Consider the following 16,390-nt stretch of genomic DNA (forward strand, 5'->3'; position numbering starts at 1 on the left):
CCGCCCAAGGTTTCCGTTTCCAATCTGGTCAACAGCCTGAAAGGCGTTTCCAGCCGCATGATTCGGAAGAAGAACTATCCGAGCATCCGCAAGAAGCTTTGGGGCGGCGCGCTATGGTCGCCTTCCTGCTTTGCCGGTAGCTGCGGCGGTGCGCCTATCGCCGTTATCCGGCAGTACATCGAACCGCAGCAGACGCCGCACTAGACGCACCAAACCGGACGGCTGCGCCGTCCGCGCTCGCGACCCCGCCCCGCCCTGAAGGGCGAGGTTTGCCGCGCAACCGATCAATCTGCAGTTTGATTGCCGCATCGGTCGGGTTATCTATCGAGAAATTGACATCGTTGCTGCAAGCTGCGAGAAGCAGCAGTGCGGCGATGGAAAACAGCATGTTTTTCATAAGCTTATCCTTGGGTGCCTGGATCGAACAACGACCGCGACGTATTTTAAAGTCATTTCATTTTACACAACTCACCTGGGTGGTTTCGGCCGTATCGCGCTTGCCTGCCGTGAAACAGTGGTTCGAACGCGCCCTCGCCGCGTGGAGCGTGGAGGGGGATGTTTGACGAGGATGACATGCTTGTCGGGGACATGCCCGTGTGGGACATGCCCGTGTGGGACATGCCCGTGTGGGACATGCCCGTGTGGGACATGCCCGTGTGGGACATGCCCGTGCGGGACATGCCCGTGCGGGACATGCCAGACTAAAGCTGCAGCTAAATCATGTCATGCTCGTTGCGCCAATCAGGACCACAAGAAAGTTGAAGGAAACCATCTTTTCCCTACACATGCAGCAACAAATGCTCGCGCTCCCAGGGGCTGATGACGGTCATGAATTCCAGGTGTTCCTGGTCCTTGATAGCGGCGTACACGTCGACGAACCGCTCGCCCAGCACGTCGCGCAGCTTGTCCGCGGCGCGCAGCAGCTTCAAGGCTTGCGGCAAGCCCTGCGGCAGCTCGAAGTCGAGCGCGTGGGCGCTGCCGACTGTCATCGCGCTCGGCTCGATCTCTTCCGTCATGCCCAGATAGCCACATGCCAGCGTGACGGCAAATGCCAGGTAGGGGTTGGCGTCGGCGCCGATGACGCGGTTTTGCACCTTGCGCTCCTGCGCTGTCGACTCCGGTACCCGAAAGCCAACCGTGCGGTTATCCAGGCCCCACTGCACATTGATGGGCGCGGTGGTGTGGCGCACGATGCGCCGGTACGAATTGACATACGGCGCGGCCAGCGCCATCGCCGCCGGCATGTAGCGCTGCAAGCCACCGATGTAATGGTAAAACGCGGGTGACGGCGCCCCTTCCGGTGTACTGAACAGGTTCAGGCCGGTGCCGCTGTCGGTCACACCCTGATGCACGTGCATCGCCGAGCCCGGCTCGTTGGCGAGCGGCTTGGCCATGAAGGTGGCGTACATATTGTGCTTGTGCGCCGCTTCGCGCAAGGTGCGCTTGAAGAAGAACACATTGTCGGCCATGGTGAGCGGCTTGCACGAGAGCAGGTCGATGCCGAACTGGCCGGCGCCGATCTCGTGGATCACGGTGTCGACGTCGAGCTGCATGAGCTCGCAGAAATCGTAGATATCCTCGAACAGGGGGTCGAATTCGTTGACGGCGTCGATGCTGTAGATCTGGCGGCTGGTTTCGGCGCGTCCGCTACGGCCGATGGGCGAGCGCAGCGGCAGGTCGGGGTCGTTGTTGCGCGCAGTCAGGTAGAACTCGAGTTCCGGGCCCACGCTCGCTTCCCAACCCTTGTCCGCATACAGCTTGAGCACGCGCCGCAGCACGCTGCGCGGGGCGAAATCGACCAGGCTGCCGTCGGAAAAATAGCAGTCGTGGATAACCTGGGCGGTCGGGTCGAGCGCCCACGGCACCATGGTGATGGTGGACGGGTCGGGCCGCAGCACCATGTCGCGGTCGATCTCGGAAATGGCGCGGAAGTACGCAAGGTCGTCGGCCGGATAATTGCCGGTGACGGTCATGCCAAGCACGGCTTCCGGCATGCGCATGCCGCGTTCGTTGGTGAATTTGGTGCGCGGCAGGATCTTGCCGCGCGCGACGCCGGTCAGGTCCGGTACCAGACATTCAATTTCGGTGACCTGGCGCTGGTTGAGCCACAGGTCCATATCGCTGAAAGTAAAGTTCTTGCGAACCGCCATTCGACATCTCCTCAAGCCATGAAATCAAACAGCGAGCGGGCCCCTCCTCCGGGCAGGCCGGGCAAGGCACTGTTGGCGCCGCCACCCTGGCTGATGTCGGTGTAGCGCGCAAGCAGGTTGCTCGCCTGGGCATTGAGCGCGCCGGTGAGCGCGGTTTTCTGGCTGGTCAGCGTGCTGACGCTACGCTCGGCCGTCAGTTTTTCCTTGCCGATGCCGCTGCCGGCGCCGAGCAGCTGGCCTAACTGCGTGTCGAGCTTGTCGGCAATGCCCTTACCGCCGTCGGTGAATAATTTGCTGAGCGCGTTCGGGTCGGCCTGAACCGCCGACGCCAAGGCCTTGGCGTCGATCTTGAGCGTGCCATTCTTGTCGAGCGAAACGCCGGCTTTTTCCAGCGCCTCGCTATTGCTGCGAACCATGTTCGTCAGTTGCTCCTGCGCCTGGCGCAGCGCGGGATCGGATTTCAGGCCGCCCTGCTGCAAGCCTTGCAAGGTGGACGAGAGCTTGTTGAAGCCATCGACAAAATTGCCGATATTTTTGGCGATTGCCCCGGTTTCCTGGGCGACAATCACTTTGGTAGCGCCCTTTGCGGTCAGCGCCAGCGCCGTGCCGCCGATCTGGCCGGTAATCACGTTGCCCGAACTGGTGACGCGCTTGCCGTCGATATGGAGTATCGCGTCCTGGGCGGTGCTGCCGGCCGTCAGGTTCTTGAGGCCGGCAGGATTGTAGGCCAGCAGTTTTTCAACCGCCGCGTCGCCGCCGGCGCTGATGCGCATGCTGCCGGCCGCGCCTTCCGCCCCCTTCAGTTGCAGCGCGAAGCCGGCGCTGCCCTTGACGATGGTGGCGTCGATGCCGGCCGCCTTGAACGCGTCCGCCATGCCTTGCAGGGTATTGTTGCCACTGTCGATGTTGATTGAACGAACGCTGCCGTTTGGCGCGAAGCCGCTGCCCGACTCGGTGCCGAATTCGACCTTGATGGCGCTGGGCAGGCCCTTGCCGATCGGCGTATCCTGGTCTTTTTGCGGAAGCGTCAGCAGGGTTTTTGACTGCGCAAGTTGCTGCACGTCGATGGCATAGGTGCCCGACTTGGCGCCGGTCATGGTCACGGCGGTCAGGACCTTGGGGCTGGACGAGGTGGCGCCGGTTTGCAGGCCGGCGCCGGACAGCGACTGGGTCAGCGACTGGAAATTGGCCAAGGCGCTTTGCAATTGCCCGAGCCCGGACAGGCGGGTCTGGTCACGGGTCAGCTGGGCGCTGAGTTTCTGGACCCCGGCGTTTTGCGCAAACAAGCTCTTGTTGGCCCGGCCGACCATCTCGGGGGAGGCGGCGTTGCCCGGCTTGAGGCCACCCAGGACACTGTTGGAATTGATCGGCACGGCCATGATGTTTTACCTTTGATTCACGTTTAACGTAAAGGTAACACATTCGCTTGCCGCACTTCGTTCAAATTCCTGATCAAGACCTGAGCCAGATCAAGGACAGCGGGGAACAAGCTTGCGCCCGTCGCGGGCAGGCGATGCATGCCCAGACCCCGCGTCAGTCAGTCTTACTTCAGGAACTTGGCCAGCTGCGTGACTCCCGACAAATTCAGGTTGAGGAAGCTGAAGCCGACCTTGAAGTCGCCATGGCTCAAAATGCAGTACGAGGCCTTGCCGCGTACATCAATCGTGGTCATGACGCCATCGACGAACAGGTCGAAGCGCAACTGCGCGCTCGCCCCCACCTGGATCGGCTCGGGCGACATGATGCACATCCCGTTCGCCCCCACATCCACCGTCTTGACGGCAGCCGGTGCAGAACCGTCCACCGTCACCACAGCTTTAACTTTTAACAATTTTCGCTGCGCTTGTCTTTGTTCGTTAAACACGTTTCGCCCGTTGGCATTGCAGAGTCATACATTATAGTTCTAATTTGCAACATCGGTGGGCTAATCCAGTTCGCGCAGTTTGTTAAATGCTTCGTCGATCCGTTCCACCGCGACGATGGTCATGCCTTCGATTTTCTGCTTCGGCACGTTAGCCTTGGGAATCATTGCAATTGAAAAACCCAGCTTGGCCGCTTCGCGCAAGCGTTCCTGGCCGCGCGGCGCCGGCCGGATTTCGCCCGCCAGCCCCACTTCGCCGAACACCACGAGGCCGCGCGGCAGCGGTTTGCTGCGCATCGACGAGTTAATTGCCAGCAGCACCGCCAGGTCGGCCGCCGGTTCGGTGATCTTGACCCCACCCACCGCATTGATGAAGACATCCTGGTCGAACGCGGCGATACCGGCGTGCCGGTGCAGCACCGCCAGCAGCATCGCCAGCCGGTTCTGCTCCAGCCCCACCGACAGGCGGCGCGCATTGGGCAGGTGGCTGGTATCGACCAGGGCCTGGATTTCGACCAGCAAGGGCCGCGTACCCTCTTGCGTCACCATCACGCACGAGCCCGGCACCTGGTTGTCGTGTTGCGACAGAAACAGCGCCGAAGGGTTGGACACCCCTTTCAAGCCTTTTTCGGTCATCGCGAACACACCCAGCTCGTTGACCGCGCCGAAGCGGTTCTTGATCGCCCGCACCAGCCGGAAACTGGACTGGGTGTCGCCCTCGAAATACAGCACCGTGTCGACAATGTGCTCAAGCACGCGCGGCCCGGCCAGCGCACCCTCTTTGGTCACATGGCCGACCAGGATAATGGTCACGCCGGTCTGCTTGGCCACCCGGGTCAGTTGCGCCGCGCATTCGCGCACCTGCGCCACCGAACCGGGCGCCGAGGTCAGCGCGTCGGAATACACGGTCTGGATCGAGTCGATCACCGCCACTTCGGGCTTCAGGTCCGCCAGGGTGCCGAGGATCTTCTCAAGTTGGATCTCGGCCTGCAGTTTAAGTTCCTTGCCATCGACCCCGAGCCGGCGCGCGCGCAGGGCGATCTGGGCGCCCGATTCCTCGCCGCTCACATATAAAGTACTCTTGATGTGCGAGATATTGGCCAGCGCCTGCAGCAACAGGGTCGACTTGCCGATGCCGGGGTCGCCGCCGATCAGCACCACCCCGCCCGAGACCAGCCCGCCGCCGAGCACGCGGTCGAATTCTTCGATACCGGTGCCGAAGCGCGGCACGTCGACCGCTTCGATGTCGGCCAGGGACAGCACCGGCGCGGTCTGCGCCAGGCTCCTGTGCTGGGTCTGCGACAGGCGGTTCACGCCGGGCGTGTCGAGCACCGTCTCGACCATCGTGTTCCACTGATGGCAGGCGGCGCACTGCCCGGTCCATTTGTTGCTGATCCCGCCGCAGTCGCTGCAGGTGTATTGCGTTTTAACTTTAGCCATTGAGATCCAGATTGCCTTCCACGACGCGCACGCGGGGGGCCAGCGCGCACATTAATTCGTAACCGATGGTGCCGGCGGCGTTGGCCACGGTGTCGATCGGCAAGCCGGCGCCCCACAGGATCACCTTGCTGCCGACCCCGGCGCGCGGCACGTGGGTCAGGTCGACCGCCATCATGTCCATCGACACCCGGCCCACCAGCTTGGTGAGGATGCCGTCAACCATCACCGGGGTGCCATGCGGCGCGTGGCGCGGGTAGCCGTCGGCGTAGCCGCATGCAACGATGCCCACCGTCATCGGCCACTCGGCCTGGAAGCCGCTGCCGTAGCCGACCGAGTCGCCGGCCACCAGGTCTTGCACGCCGATAATTTCGCTGGCCAGGGTCATGGTCGGACGCAGGTCGAAGGCGGCCGCGCTGCGCCCGCCCGGGGTGCCGCCGTATAGCATGATGCCGGGACGCACCCAGTCGTTCGACAATTCGTCCGACAGCGCCCCCTGGTGCAGCACGCCGCCCGAGTTCGACAGGCTGCGCTGGCCGGGCAAGCCGTCCGCACCCAGGCAGAAGCGGCGCACCTGCTCGAGCACGGTAAGGCGCGGGTGTTCGAGCTCATCGGCGTTGGCGAAGTGGGTCATCAGGGTGATCTCGCGCACCGCGGGGATGGCGCGCAGGCGCGCATACGCGGCGCCGAAGGCTTCCGGCCGGAAACCGAGCCGGTTCATGCCGGTATTCATCTTCAGGTGGAGGTCGATCGGGCCGGGCAGCGTCGCCTGCTCCAGCAGCACGATCTGCTCCACCGTATGCACAGCGCTGTTGAGCTGATGGCGCACCAGCAAGTCGACATCGCCTGCGTCGAAAATCCCTTCCAGCAGCAGGATCGGGCGCGTCCAGCCCAGTTCGCGCAGGCGCACCGCGTTCTCGGTTTCGATCAGGGCCAGCCCGTCGGCGTCGGCCAAGCCGCGCATGCCGCGTTCGAGCCCATGGCCGTAGGCGTTGGCCTTGACCACCCCCCACACCTTGGCGTGCGGTGCGCAGTCGCGCGCCCGCATCAGGTTATGCTGCATGGAATCTAGGTGAATCGTGGCGATGAGCGGGCGCGGCATAGTGCGGAATGGGGTGATTGGCAAGCCTGTATTTTACCGGACGCAGCCCGTTCCGACGCGCCGATTTCTTTGGCTTCCCAGCCATTCATGGTATAAAGCAACCCACACTAGCTTTTAGACTTCTCGAATGAATCGTGGTTTTTACACCATCATGGCGGCGCAGTTTTTTTCGTCGCTGGCAGACAACGCCTTGCTGTTCGTGGCGATCGATCTGCTGATCTCCATGAATGCGCCGGCTTCGCTGACGCCTTTGCTCAAGCTTTCCTTCGTCCTCTTCTATGTGCTCCTTGCGCCATTTGTCGGCGCTTTCGCCGATTCCATGCCCAAGGGCAAAGTGATGTTTATCGCCAACCTGGTCAAAGTGGCCGGCTGCGCGCTCATCTTCTTCCAGGTCCACCCGCTGCTGGCCTACGCGGTGGTCGGCTTCGGCGCGGCGGTGTATTCGCCGGCCAAGTACGGCATCCTCACTGAATTGTTGCCACCAGAGAAACTGGTCGCCGCCAATGGCTGGATCGAAGGCTTGACGGTGATGTCGATCATCCTCGGCACCGTGATGGGCGGCGCGCTGGTCAGCGCCAAGGCCTCGGCCTTCATGCTCGGCCTGGACGTGCCCTTCGTCGACACCGGCATCAACACCACCACCGAAGCGGCCCTGTGCGTGGTGGTGGCCGTGTATATCCTGGCCACCCTGTTCAACCTGCGCATTCCCGACACCCTGGCCAAGTATGCCCACCAGGAACGCAACCCGGCCAAGCTGATCGCCGACTTCGCCAATTGCTCCTCACTGCTGTGGAAAGACAAGCTGGGCCAGATTTCGCTGGCCGTGACCACCCTGTTCTGGGGCGCCGGCGCGACCTTGCAATTCATCGTGCTCAAGTGGGCCGAAAAATCGCTGCACATGCCGCTCGACAAAGCCACCACCCTGATCGGCATCGTCGCGCTCGGCGTGGCCGTGGGCGCCGCCAGCTCGGCCAAGATGATTCCCCTCAAGAAGTCGCTGACCGTGATCCCGCTCGGCATTGCCATGGGCGTGGTCGTGGTCTGCATGACCATGGTCCATTCGGTCCTGATCGCCTATCCGCTGTTGCTGCTGATCGGCGTGCTGTCGGGCTTCTTCGTGGTGCCGATGAACGCGCTGCTGCAACACCGCGGCCACGTCCTGATGAGCGCCGGCCACTCGATCGCCGTGCAGAATTTCAATGAAAACCTGTCGATCCTGACGATGCTGGCCATTTACGCCATCCTGATCACCTTGAAAGTGGACTTGAATATCGTGATCGTCGGCTTCGGCCTGTCGGTGGCGGGCATCATGTTCCTGATCATGCGCAAGCACAAGATGAACCAGGCCGAGCACGATTCGCTCGCCCTGATCGGCGAGCACAAGCACTGATCAGGCGCCCCGCCCCGCCATTTTCTGGCGCAAGGCGGCGCGTACGCGCCAGTCGTTGGGAACGATGAAACCGCGTTGCGTTTCGATCAGGCAGCCATCTTCCACGCGCACGGCGGCCACCAGCAGCGGCATCGGCACGCTGCCGAATTTCTCGGCAAGGGTGGCCTGCAACTGTGCCCGGCTCAGCAATCCTGCCTGGTCCGGCGCGCGGAACGGCGCCAGCCATTGCAGGCGCGGCAAGATCACCCAGGCCTCCGGCGCCAACGCCGCCACCTCGTCGAGCGTACACCAGAAGCCGCGGCAATGCCGGCCGGAGATACCCTCCATCGCCTGCCCCGCGCCGCCCGGATAGAACAGCCATCCCTTGACCAAGGCCCGCGCCCGCGTGACGGGACGCGGCAGCACGGCCTGGGCCGCCGGGTGCGAACCGAGCGCCAGCTGCCTGTCAAAAATCTTGCGCATCTTGGCGCCCAGGCTGTCGGCCAGGTTGGGGCCGACAAAGGTGTCGAAGCGCGATGCCGCCGCCCCTTCCAGCAGATAAAACTTGGTGGCGAACTCGATATGTTCGAGGCCGCCGTCGCCGTGCTCGAGCAGGAAATCGAACTCGCCGACCGTATCGTTGCGGCTGGCGCGCACCTGCAAGCCGTGCGCCACCAACTGGCCGTGCTCGCGGAAATAGAAAGCCATCAGCTTTTCGGCATACAGGCCCAGGCGCGTGTAGTTGCGCGTGCCGAGCGCCTCGAGCAGGCGCGCGGGATCGGCATCGAGGCCGAGCAGCCAGTCGTCGACCGCCGCCGGCAGCACGCCCAGGCTGGCGATGCGGCCTTCCCAGTGCGGGTCGTCCGGATCGAGCAGGTCGGGCGCGTGCAGCAGCCAGGCCAGCGCGCGCACATGCGGCTGCGTCAGCTGGCCCCAGCGGCGCGCGAAGCCATCCTGGTAGTTGTCAGGCGCGCCGCTCATCGTGCTCCCGCGCAAGGCACAGGTCGGCCCAGGCCAGCGCCTTGTCGGCGCCGCGCCGCAGCAGCTCGCCCGGATGCAGGGTGGCCACCAGCTTGACGCCGGCCAGTTCGTGTACCTGGCCGCGCGCACCGGCCAGCGCTTCCTGCAAGGGCTTGCCGCGCAGGGCGTTGGCGGCGATCTGGCCGAGCGTGAGCACCATCGACGCGCCGGAGAGCGCCAGTTCGCGGTCGAGATAGGGCCGGCAGGCCAGCGCTTCCTCGGCGCTCGGGGCGCGGTCGCCGCCGTTGGCGCTGGTCGGGCGGCATTTGATCAGATTGGTGACATACACATTGCTCTCGCGCGAAAGGTCGACCGCGGCCAGCATGTTGACCAGCAGCTTGCCCGGTTCGCCCGACACCGGCTGGCGCTCCTTTTCGTCGGACGCGGTGGAAGCGCCGGCGGCCACCAGCCAGATTGCCTGCTGCGCGCCGTTGCCATAGACCGGCTTGCGTCCGCCCTTGCACAGGCCGCAGCGGGTACAGTTGGCGATGGCGTTCTTGAGCTGGGCCCAGTCCATGGCGGCGATCTCGTCCTCGGTCGGTGGCGGCGCGGGCGGCTCCTCGCCCCAGGCCGAATCGGTGGCCGGGCTGGCGACGGGCGGCGCGGCCCTGGCCACCAGCGGCGGGGGCGGCATGACGACCGCAGCGACGGTGGGCACGGGGGCAGGCACGGCGGCAGGCACGGCGCTGGGAAGGGGCGCGGCGGCAGGCTCCGGCGCAGCTACCTGCGCCGGAACGGCAAGCTCATCGGAATATGCCTCATCGGCCACGCCGGCGGCGCCGTCGCGCAAGGTCCACAGCGGGCCGATGCCCATTTCCTGCAAAAAGACGCTGTCGCGTACACTGGTACTCATAAGACGAACCTCATCACGATGGCATCCTCGCGCTTGCCGTCATGGGCGGGATAGTAGCCGCGGCGGCGGCCGATTTCAGTGTAACCATACTGCAGGTAGACGGCCAGCGCGCGCTCGTTGGACGGGCGCACTTCGAGCAGGATCGAGTCCATCGACAGCCCGCGTGCGCAGGCGGCGACCTTGTCGAGCAGGTAGCGGCCCAGGCCTTCGCCCTGGCGCGCGGCGGCCACGGCCACGTTGAGCAGGTGCGCTTCGTCGACGATCGGCATCAGCAAAAAATAGCCGATCAGCGCCCCGCCGCGCTCGCGCAGCACCCAGGCGTTGTAGCCGCTGCCGAGCGAATCGATGAAATTGCCGCGCGTCCAGGGATGCGGATAGACCTGCTGTTCCAGCGCGAACACGTCGTCGACATCGGCCGCCACCATCGGCGCATAGACCAGGTGGTCATCGTCGCGCAGCGCGCTCATGCGGCGGCCTTGGCGGCGTTGATCACGCTGCGTTCCGCGCTGGTGTAGGCGATCTTGTTGCGCAGGTAGAGCGGCTGGGCGTCTGCCGCGCCGAGCGCCTTGCCCGCCGCCAGCGCGGCGCGCCCGAGCGGCGCCAGCTGGGCGGCGTGCGGCATGATGTCCGGGTACATGGCCCCGAAGGCCTGACCGGGAAACGCGTCGGGATAGGCCGCCAGGCCATTGCCGCAGATGGCCAGCGCGCCATCCACCGGCACTGGCGCCACGGCGCCGGGTGCGCACAGCACCGGCGCGGCCAGTTCGCACCACAGTCCGGCGGGGCTATCGTAGCGGTACTGGGCCCAGTAGACTTCGCCCATGCGCGCGTCGAGCACGGCCACCACATCGGTGGCGCCATGCTGCTGGCGGCAGGCCACGGCCATCGCTTCGAGCGTGATCAGGGGCAGCACCGGCAAGCCGGCGCCGTAGGCCAGTCCCTGGGCGATGCCGCAGGCGGTGCGCACGCCGGTAAACGATCCGGGACCGGCGCCGAAAGCGATGGCGTCGCACTGCTTCAGGGCGATGCCGGCCTCGGCCAGCAGTTCCTGCACCATCGGCAGGATCGATTGCGAGTGGGTGCGCACGCCCGACGATTCACGGGCGATGACGGAGTCGCCGCGCAGCAAGGCGCAGGACGCCATCTCGGACGAGGTTTCAATAGCGAGAATAATAGACATCCCGTATTTTAACCCGGCCGGGTGCCGCCTTGGCGCTTAAGAGCCTATCTCAGTAGATCGGGGGAAGCTGATGGCGACATGCGCGTAGGCGATGCATGGCAAGCGAGGGCAAGGCGCGAGGAGGCCGCATGGCTAGCCATGCAATGACGAGGGTATTCCGAAGGAATACCGAGGCGGCACTCGCTTGCCAGGCGCGCCAGCAGCGACTCCGATCTACTGAGATAGGCTCTAAGCAAGCAGGGCTTCGTCGCCCGATGTAGAATGCCGCTCATGCACAGCCACACACTCGACTCCAACAACCGCGACAGCATTGCGCAAGCGCTGGGGGGCGAGCGCTGGATCGTCGCCTGCCTGTGCGCGGCCTGGTGCGGTACCTGCGCCTCCTACCGCGCCGCCTTCGACGGCCTGGCCGCACGCCACCCCGACAAGCACTTCATCTGGATCGATATCGAAGACCAGGCCGAGGTGGTGGGCGACCTCGACGTCGACAACTTCCCCACCCTGCTGATCCAGCGCCACGACACGGTGGCCTTCTTCGGCACCATGCTGCCCGACCCGGCGCTGGCCGAGCGGCTGATCCAGGCCCAGGTTGCGCAATCGGACGAGGAACTGGCGCGCCAGGCGCGCAGCAGCGACGAGCGGCGCCTGTGGCAGCAGCAATGCAATCTGCGCGCACTGCTGCGGCGCGCCTGAACCTGGCGCACCATGCGCTCGTTTGAGTCAAGTCAACAGCACCCGAAGCGGGACGACACACCATGGCATCTCCTGCTTGATCACGCTTTCGAAAGCGCAGATAATGGACCTCATGGAAGCCCGCATGATCAAACTTGAGTTGGCTGTGGAAAAAATTCTCGAGCGTCTTTTCGCGGTGGAGCGCGATGTCGCCGTCATCCGTTCCAATTACGTCACCAAGGAAGACCTGGCGGCGCTGGAGGTGCGCTTGATCAAGTGGTTTATCGGCACTGCCGTCACCTTGGCCGGCATCGCCTTCGCCGCCGGCAAATGGATCCATTAACCGCGCCCTCCCCTCACAGCCTGCGCCCTCCCCGCCAGCCGGGGATTTTTTACGCCCGAACCTTCCATCGCCCCCTTCCAGCGCCGGCCGCAACCTTGCACTTGCACGAAGATTGTCCTTAGAGCACCTTTTACTGGTATTCTGTCGTCCCTCCGTGTAATTATTGAAACTCTTCTAAAACGACATCGGGAGCGACGCCGGCAACAGCCTGCTGGCGCGCACAACCGCTGCCGGATTGGATCACTTCCGCGCCCGAATGAACGCTAACCGACTCCTCAGCCTGATCCTCACCGTTACCCTGACCGGCCCCGCGCTGGCCGCCGGCGACGACAAATTCGACGACTATTTCGACACCCAGATGAAGGCGGCCCAGAAGGCCATGAGCGAAAAGCGCTACGCCAGCGTCAAGGAAAAAGTGCTGGAGCTGGAAAAGGCGCTGACCAAGGTCGACCCGGCCTACGGCGAAAAATCGCAATGGGCCTACGTGCTCGACTTCAAGCGCTTCTCGCTGTATGAAATGGGCGAGCAGGAAGCGGCCGTCGAGAGCTGCCGCCGCACCGTCAAGGTGCTCGCCTCCAACGACTGGCCTTACCTGGCCGAATTCAACGTGGTGCGCGCCGCGCGCCGCGCCTGCCACAATATGCTGGCCTACGAACAGAGCGCGGTCGCCACCACGCTGGCCCAGCATGAAGAAGCCATCGCCCAGATCGAGCAATGTTTCGAGACCGTCTCGCCGATCGAAGACGATTCGGTGCTCGACAATTTCTACGAAACGCGCGCCACGGTCTACCTGAAGGCCAACGCCCTCAGCAAAAACAAATACCAGCCGCAATTGTTCGACACCCTGGCCCGCGCCGACCTGCGCAAGCTGGCGCTGGACGAAGATCCCGAATTTGCCAAGATCATGAAAACGCCGGCTTACCTGAGTTTCAGGAAAGACTTCAAGCTTCCCAAGAAAAACACCAGGCCAGGCATCAACCTGTCCTTCAATTCATCCGACGCCCGCTGACATTATGCTTCTTTCCGCCCGCACTGCCCTGTTGAAAACATCGATCGCCGCCGCCTGCCTGGCCTTCTCGCTCGGCGCCCACGGCGCAGAACCCAAGCCGCCGGCCGACGACACCGTGCGCGCCCAGATCGACAGCCTGGGCGACAGCACCATCGCCGCCCTGGTGCTCGAGCAGCGCTGGACCGACGTGCTGCCGCTGGCGCGCGCCTGGACCCGCAGCAATCCCGGCTCGGCGCGCGCCTGGTATTACCTCGGCAAGGCCCAGCATCACCTCGACAAGTTGGCCGAGGCCGACGTCTCGCTCAAGCGCTCGCTGACCCTGGCGCCGGACGATGCCCAGACCCTCAATGAACTGGGCATCATCGCCAGCAGCCGCGACAAGCGCGAGGCCGCCATCGGCTACTACGAGCGCGCCCACAAGTCCGACCCGACCTTGCCGGCCGTGGCCGAAAACCTGGGCGCGGTGCTGGCCGCGTCCGGCAAGTACCAGCCGGCCCGCAGCGCCCTGCTGAACGCGATCGAACTCGATCCATCGAGCAGCTTCGCCTGGCACACGCTGGGCACGGTGCACGAAAAACTGGGCCAGATGAGCGAAGCCGAACAAGATTACCGCAAGGCGCTGGAACTGGCCCCGGCCCGTGAAAACACCGCCGTCGCGCTGGCCACCCTGCTGCACGCCCAGGGCAAGTACGCCTATGCGCTGCAGGTCTACCGCAACGCCGTGCGCCAGCGCGCCGACGACCCGGCCGTGTGGCACGGCATGAGCAATTCGATGGCCTCGATCGGACGCATCGACGATGCCGTCAACGCCAGCCGGCGCGCGATCCGGCTTGACCCGACCTACGCCGCCGCCTGGCACGGGCTGGGCGTGCGCTACCTGCAAAAGCGCAATTTCGGCAAGGCGCTGATCGCCCTGAACAAGGCGGTCGCGCTCGATCCCAAGTCGGCAAACGCCTGGACCAGCCTGGTGGTGCTGCACAGCCTGCGCCAGGACCAGCCGGCGCGGCGCACCGCCCTGGCCCGCCTGCGCAAGCTCGACCGCGTCGCCGCCGACAGCCTCAGCAAATAATCATTTACCCTTACAGCCAAGCATCCATCCCATGACCATCGCCCTCCGCCCCCTTTTCGCCAGCGTGGCTGCCGCCCTCATCTTGTCCGGCTGCGGCGCCTTGCCGAGCACGGATCCCGCCGCCAAGACGTCGGCCCAGTACGGCATCCTGGTATCGAACGGCAAGCTGACCGAAGAAGGCGAACTGCGGCGCGACCTCGGGCTCGAGCATTCGACCGCCGGGCGCCACGCCGCCGCCTATGCCCAGTGGCTGCCGCTGGCCGAGCAAGGCCATGCCGAATCGCAATTTAACATCGGCCTGATGCTGCGCGACGGCCTCGGCGTGCCGGCCGACAGCGCCCGCTCGCTCGACTGGACGCGCAAGGCGGCCGCCGCCAATTATCCGGACGCGTATCTGGCGCTCGGCGTACGCTACGCCAACGGCACCGGCGTCGCCAAGGACCCGCTTGAGGCGCTGCGCCTGTGGCGCCAGGGCGCCGGCCTGGGCGACGCCAACAGCGCCTTCTATGCCGGCCAGGCCCTGTTCTTCGGGCTGGACGTCGCGCGCGACGGTCCCGGCGGCCTGAAACTGCTGCTCCAGGCGGCCCAGGCCGATACGCCGAGCGTGCGCGCCCAGTCGATCCTCGGCATGATTTACCTGACTGGCGAAGATGGCGTGGCGCGCGACTACGCCAAGGCGCGCCAGTGGCTGACCCTGGCCGCGGCCGGCGAAGACAGCCAGGCCCAGCACCACTTGGGCGTGATGTACCAGTTCGGTCGCGGCGGCCCGGCCGACCTGCGCCGCGCCATCGCCTGGTACGAACGCGCCGCGCGCCAGGGCAATCCGGCCGCGCTCAACAACCTGGCCACCTTCTACAAGAACGGCAAGAACCTGCCGAAGGACGTCAAGAAGGCGCGCGAGTATTTCGAGCGCGCCCATGAAGGCGGCAACGTCGACGCCACCGTGAACCTGGGCGACATGCTGTTCATGTCACGCGGCGCCCCGGGCGAGCGCGAGAAAGCGGTGGCGCTCTACAAGCAGGCGGCCGAGGCGGCGCATGCCCCAGGCCAGTGCCGCTACGCCCGCGCCTTGCGCCACGGCGAAGGCATCGCCGCCAACGCCGGCGAATCGGCGGCCTGGCTGGCCAAGGCCAAGGCGGCCAAGCTCGCTTGCGACACCAAGCTGCCGCTGGCGACCTTCCTGAAGTAAGGCCTTAGCCGACCCGGCGCGCCGACCACAGATAGCGACGCCGGTCAAACATCCACCCTTGAAAAGAACCCCATGACGCCACAGTCCTCCCCAGACGCCCGCACTTCCGGCGGCGTCGTCCAGAACGCCGCCGCGTACGGCGTCGCCACGCCGCGCCCGGGCCTGCTGCTGACCTTACTGCTGCTCATCGCCATCTGCATCGTGGCGCTGACCGCGATCGACCTGGCGACCATGTCCGCGCGGCTTGCCTCCCTGGGCAGTTCGGCGGAGGCGGGCAAGCTCCCGGTCGATGCCTTGCGCAGCAGCCAACTCAACAGTTCACTGTTCATCTCGGCCTTCATGATCGGCGTGCTGGCCCTGATCGCCTTCGGGCACAACTGGGCGCGCTGGGTCTGGCTGATCGTGTGCATGCTGGTGGGTTTTCTGGTCGCGCTCGGCACGCTCATGCTGATGTTTACCTACTCGATGGACGCGGCGCTGCTCAAATGCGCCGTGTACCTGATCCTGTTCGTGCTCTCCTGCATGCTGTTTGCGCCATCGTGCAATGCGTGGTTCCGCCGGATCAAGGAAATTCGCAACAATCCGCGCCTCCAGCCGGCGTCCGGCACCGCCGTCCCGGCCGCCGCCGCGGCCGACGGCCAGCCCTACCATCCCTACGCGCCGCCGGGCGGCATGAGCGGCGCACCGGCGGCGCCGGTGGCAATCCCGCCGCGCCCGCGCACCATCTCGCTGGCCGTTGCGCTGTTCCTGCTCAACGCCGTGCTCGGCATGGTCCTGACGGTCATCTACCTGCCCGACATGTTCGCCGTGCAAAACGCCCTGCTGGGCGAGGGGCTGATGAAGAAGCTGACCTACGGTGGCCTTGTGTTCGGCATCGTCCTGATGCTGGTCGTACTGTACTTCATCGCGCGCGGTTCGAATGTGGCGCGCTGGATCTGGACGGTGATCGCCGTGTTCGGCTTTCTCAATGCCTACACTGGCCTCCGAATGGCGTTCGCCATCTCGTCGACGTATGGCGGGTTGACCGCGTTCAGCCAGCTGGTCTCGCTGGCCGGGACCATCCTGCTGTTCCTCCCCGTCTCCAACCAATGGATACGCCAGGTAAGGCTGGCCAATGGAAGGTAATCGTTGCCCGG

19 protein-coding genes are annotated in these 16,390 nt (G+C 64.9%); 9 read left to right on the forward strand and 10 right to left on the reverse strand.

Translation table 11 applies throughout. The features are described from left to right. Together tnpA and F1735_RS08670 are read left to right on the forward strand one after the other, a co-directional pair. The coding region (gene tnpA, locus F1735_RS08665; RefSeq protein WP_167236561.1) for an IS200/IS605 family transposase at nt 1–204 on the forward strand (204 nt) is incomplete at its 5' end. 92 nt (nt 205–296) lie between these two features. Next, a complete protein-coding gene (locus F1735_RS08670) occupies nt 297–563 on the forward strand; it encodes a hypothetical protein (RefSeq protein WP_222852965.1) in 267 nt (88 codons plus the stop codon). Here the strand turns inward: F1735_RS08670 and F1735_RS38210 are convergent. The 6 genes from F1735_RS38210 to alr all read right to left on the reverse strand — a co-directional run bounded on the left by F1735_RS38210 (nt 455) and on the right by alr (nt 6,550). Further along, entirely contained in the window at nt 455–700 is a 246-nt protein-coding gene (locus F1735_RS38210) for a Cys-every-fifth RiPP peptide CefA (RefSeq protein ID WP_187364193.1), read from the reverse strand. The two genes, F1735_RS08670 and F1735_RS38210, sit on opposite strands and share 109 nt — an antisense overlap. Before the next feature lie 79 nt (nt 701–779). After that, nucleotides 780–2,150 (reverse strand): glutamine synthetase family protein, encoded by a 1,371-nt coding sequence (locus F1735_RS08675; protein WP_167236563.1) that lies wholly within the window; start codon nt 2,148–2,150, stop codon nt 780–782. Nucleotides 2,151–2,161: 11 nt separating this feature from the next. Next, on the reverse strand, nt 2,162–3,529 hold the full coding sequence (fliD, locus tag F1735_RS08680; RefSeq protein ID WP_167236564.1) for a flagellar filament capping protein FliD: 1,368 nt from the start codon (nt 3,527–3,529) through the stop codon (nt 2,162–2,164). Between the two features lie 164 nt (nt 3,530–3,693). After that, entirely contained in the window at nt 3,694–4,014 is a 321-nt protein-coding gene (locus F1735_RS08685; RefSeq protein WP_167236565.1) for a PilZ domain-containing protein, read from the reverse strand. Nucleotides 4,015–4,074: 60 nt separating this feature from the next. After that, nucleotides 4,075–5,451, reverse strand: a complete 1,377-nt coding sequence (radA, locus tag F1735_RS08690; RefSeq protein ID WP_166888516.1) for a DNA repair protein RadA — start codon at nt 5,449–5,451, stop codon at nt 4,075–4,077. Continuing rightward, on the reverse strand, nt 5,444–6,550 hold the full coding sequence (gene alr, locus F1735_RS08695; RefSeq protein ID WP_167236566.1) for an alanine racemase: 1,107 nt from the start codon (nt 6,548–6,550) through the stop codon (nt 5,444–5,446). Before alr ends, radA begins: the two co-directional genes overlap by 8 nt. 127 nt (nt 6,551–6,677) lie before the next feature. Between alr and lplT the strand changes: the two genes are divergently transcribed. Then, on the forward strand, nt 6,678–7,940 hold the full coding sequence (lplT, locus tag F1735_RS08700) for a lysophospholipid transporter LplT (RefSeq protein WP_167236567.1): 1,263 nt from the start codon (nt 6,678–6,680) through the stop codon (nt 7,938–7,940). On the opposite strand, the gene F1735_RS08705 is transcribed toward lplT, so the two are convergent. Genes F1735_RS08705 through tsaB form a run of 4 tightly spaced genes read right to left on the reverse strand, consistent with a single transcriptional unit; the run spans nt 7,941 to nt 10,972 of the window. Beyond that, complete coding sequence (locus F1735_RS08705) at nt 7,941–8,900, reverse strand: DUF1853 family protein (protein WP_167236568.1); 960 nt, start codon at nt 8,898–8,900, stop codon at nt 7,941–7,943. Next, nucleotides 8,884–9,792, reverse strand: a complete 909-nt coding sequence (locus F1735_RS08710) for a uracil-DNA glycosylase (protein ID WP_167236569.1) — start codon at nt 9,790–9,792, stop codon at nt 8,884–8,886. The genes F1735_RS08705 and F1735_RS08710 overlap by 17 nt, the downstream gene beginning before the upstream one ends. Further along, a complete protein-coding gene (gene rimI, locus F1735_RS08715) occupies nt 9,789–10,259 on the reverse strand; it encodes a ribosomal protein S18-alanine N-acetyltransferase (protein ID WP_167236570.1) in 471 nt (156 codons plus the stop codon). The genes F1735_RS08710 and rimI overlap by 4 nt, the downstream gene beginning before the upstream one ends. Further along, nucleotides 10,256–10,972 carry a tRNA (adenosine(37)-N6)-threonylcarbamoyltransferase complex dimerization subunit type 1 TsaB gene (gene tsaB, locus F1735_RS08720; protein ID WP_167236571.1) on the reverse strand — a complete coding sequence of 239 codons (717 nt, stop codon included), beginning with the start codon at nt 10,970–10,972 and terminating at the stop codon, nt 10,256–10,258. The genes rimI and tsaB overlap by 4 nt, the downstream gene beginning before the upstream one ends. A gap of 270 nt (nt 10,973–11,242) precedes the next feature. Between tsaB and F1735_RS08725 the strand changes: the two genes are divergently transcribed. The 6 genes from F1735_RS08725 to F1735_RS08750 all read left to right on the forward strand — a co-directional run bounded on the left by F1735_RS08725 (nt 11,243) and on the right by F1735_RS08750 (nt 16,379). Continuing rightward, entirely contained in the window at nt 11,243–11,665 is a 423-nt protein-coding gene (locus F1735_RS08725; protein WP_167236572.1) for a thioredoxin family protein, read from the forward strand. Between the two features lie 76 nt (nt 11,666–11,741). After that, complete coding sequence (locus tag F1735_RS08730) at nt 11,742–11,987, forward strand: hypothetical protein (RefSeq protein WP_167236573.1); 246 nt, start codon at nt 11,742–11,744, stop codon at nt 11,985–11,987. Nucleotides 11,988–12,243: 256 nt separating this feature from the next. Further along, a complete protein-coding gene (locus tag F1735_RS08735; RefSeq protein WP_167236574.1) occupies nt 12,244–12,996 on the forward strand; it encodes a hypothetical protein in 753 nt (250 codons plus the stop codon). Nucleotides 12,997–13,027: 31 nt separating this feature from the next. Beyond that, nucleotides 13,028–14,065 carry a tetratricopeptide repeat protein gene (locus tag F1735_RS08740; RefSeq protein ID WP_167236575.1) on the forward strand — a complete coding sequence of 346 codons (1,038 nt, stop codon included), beginning with the start codon at nt 13,028–13,030 and terminating at the stop codon, nt 14,063–14,065. A gap of 31 nt (nt 14,066–14,096) precedes the next feature. Further along, complete coding sequence (locus tag F1735_RS08745) at nt 14,097–15,254, forward strand: tetratricopeptide repeat protein (RefSeq protein ID WP_167236576.1); 1,158 nt, start codon at nt 14,097–14,099, stop codon at nt 15,252–15,254. A gap of 72 nt (nt 15,255–15,326) precedes the next feature. Then, nucleotides 15,327–16,379 (forward strand): hypothetical protein, encoded by a 1,053-nt coding sequence (locus tag F1735_RS08750; RefSeq protein ID WP_167236577.1) that lies wholly within the window; start codon nt 15,327–15,329, stop codon nt 16,377–16,379. The last annotated feature ends 11 nt before the right edge of the window (nt 16,380–16,390 follow it).

It is taken from the genome of Massilia genomosp. 1 (genome assembly GCF_011682185.1).
Lineage (GTDB): Bacteria > Pseudomonadota > Gammaproteobacteria > Burkholderiales > Burkholderiaceae_D > Telluria_A > Telluria_A rubra.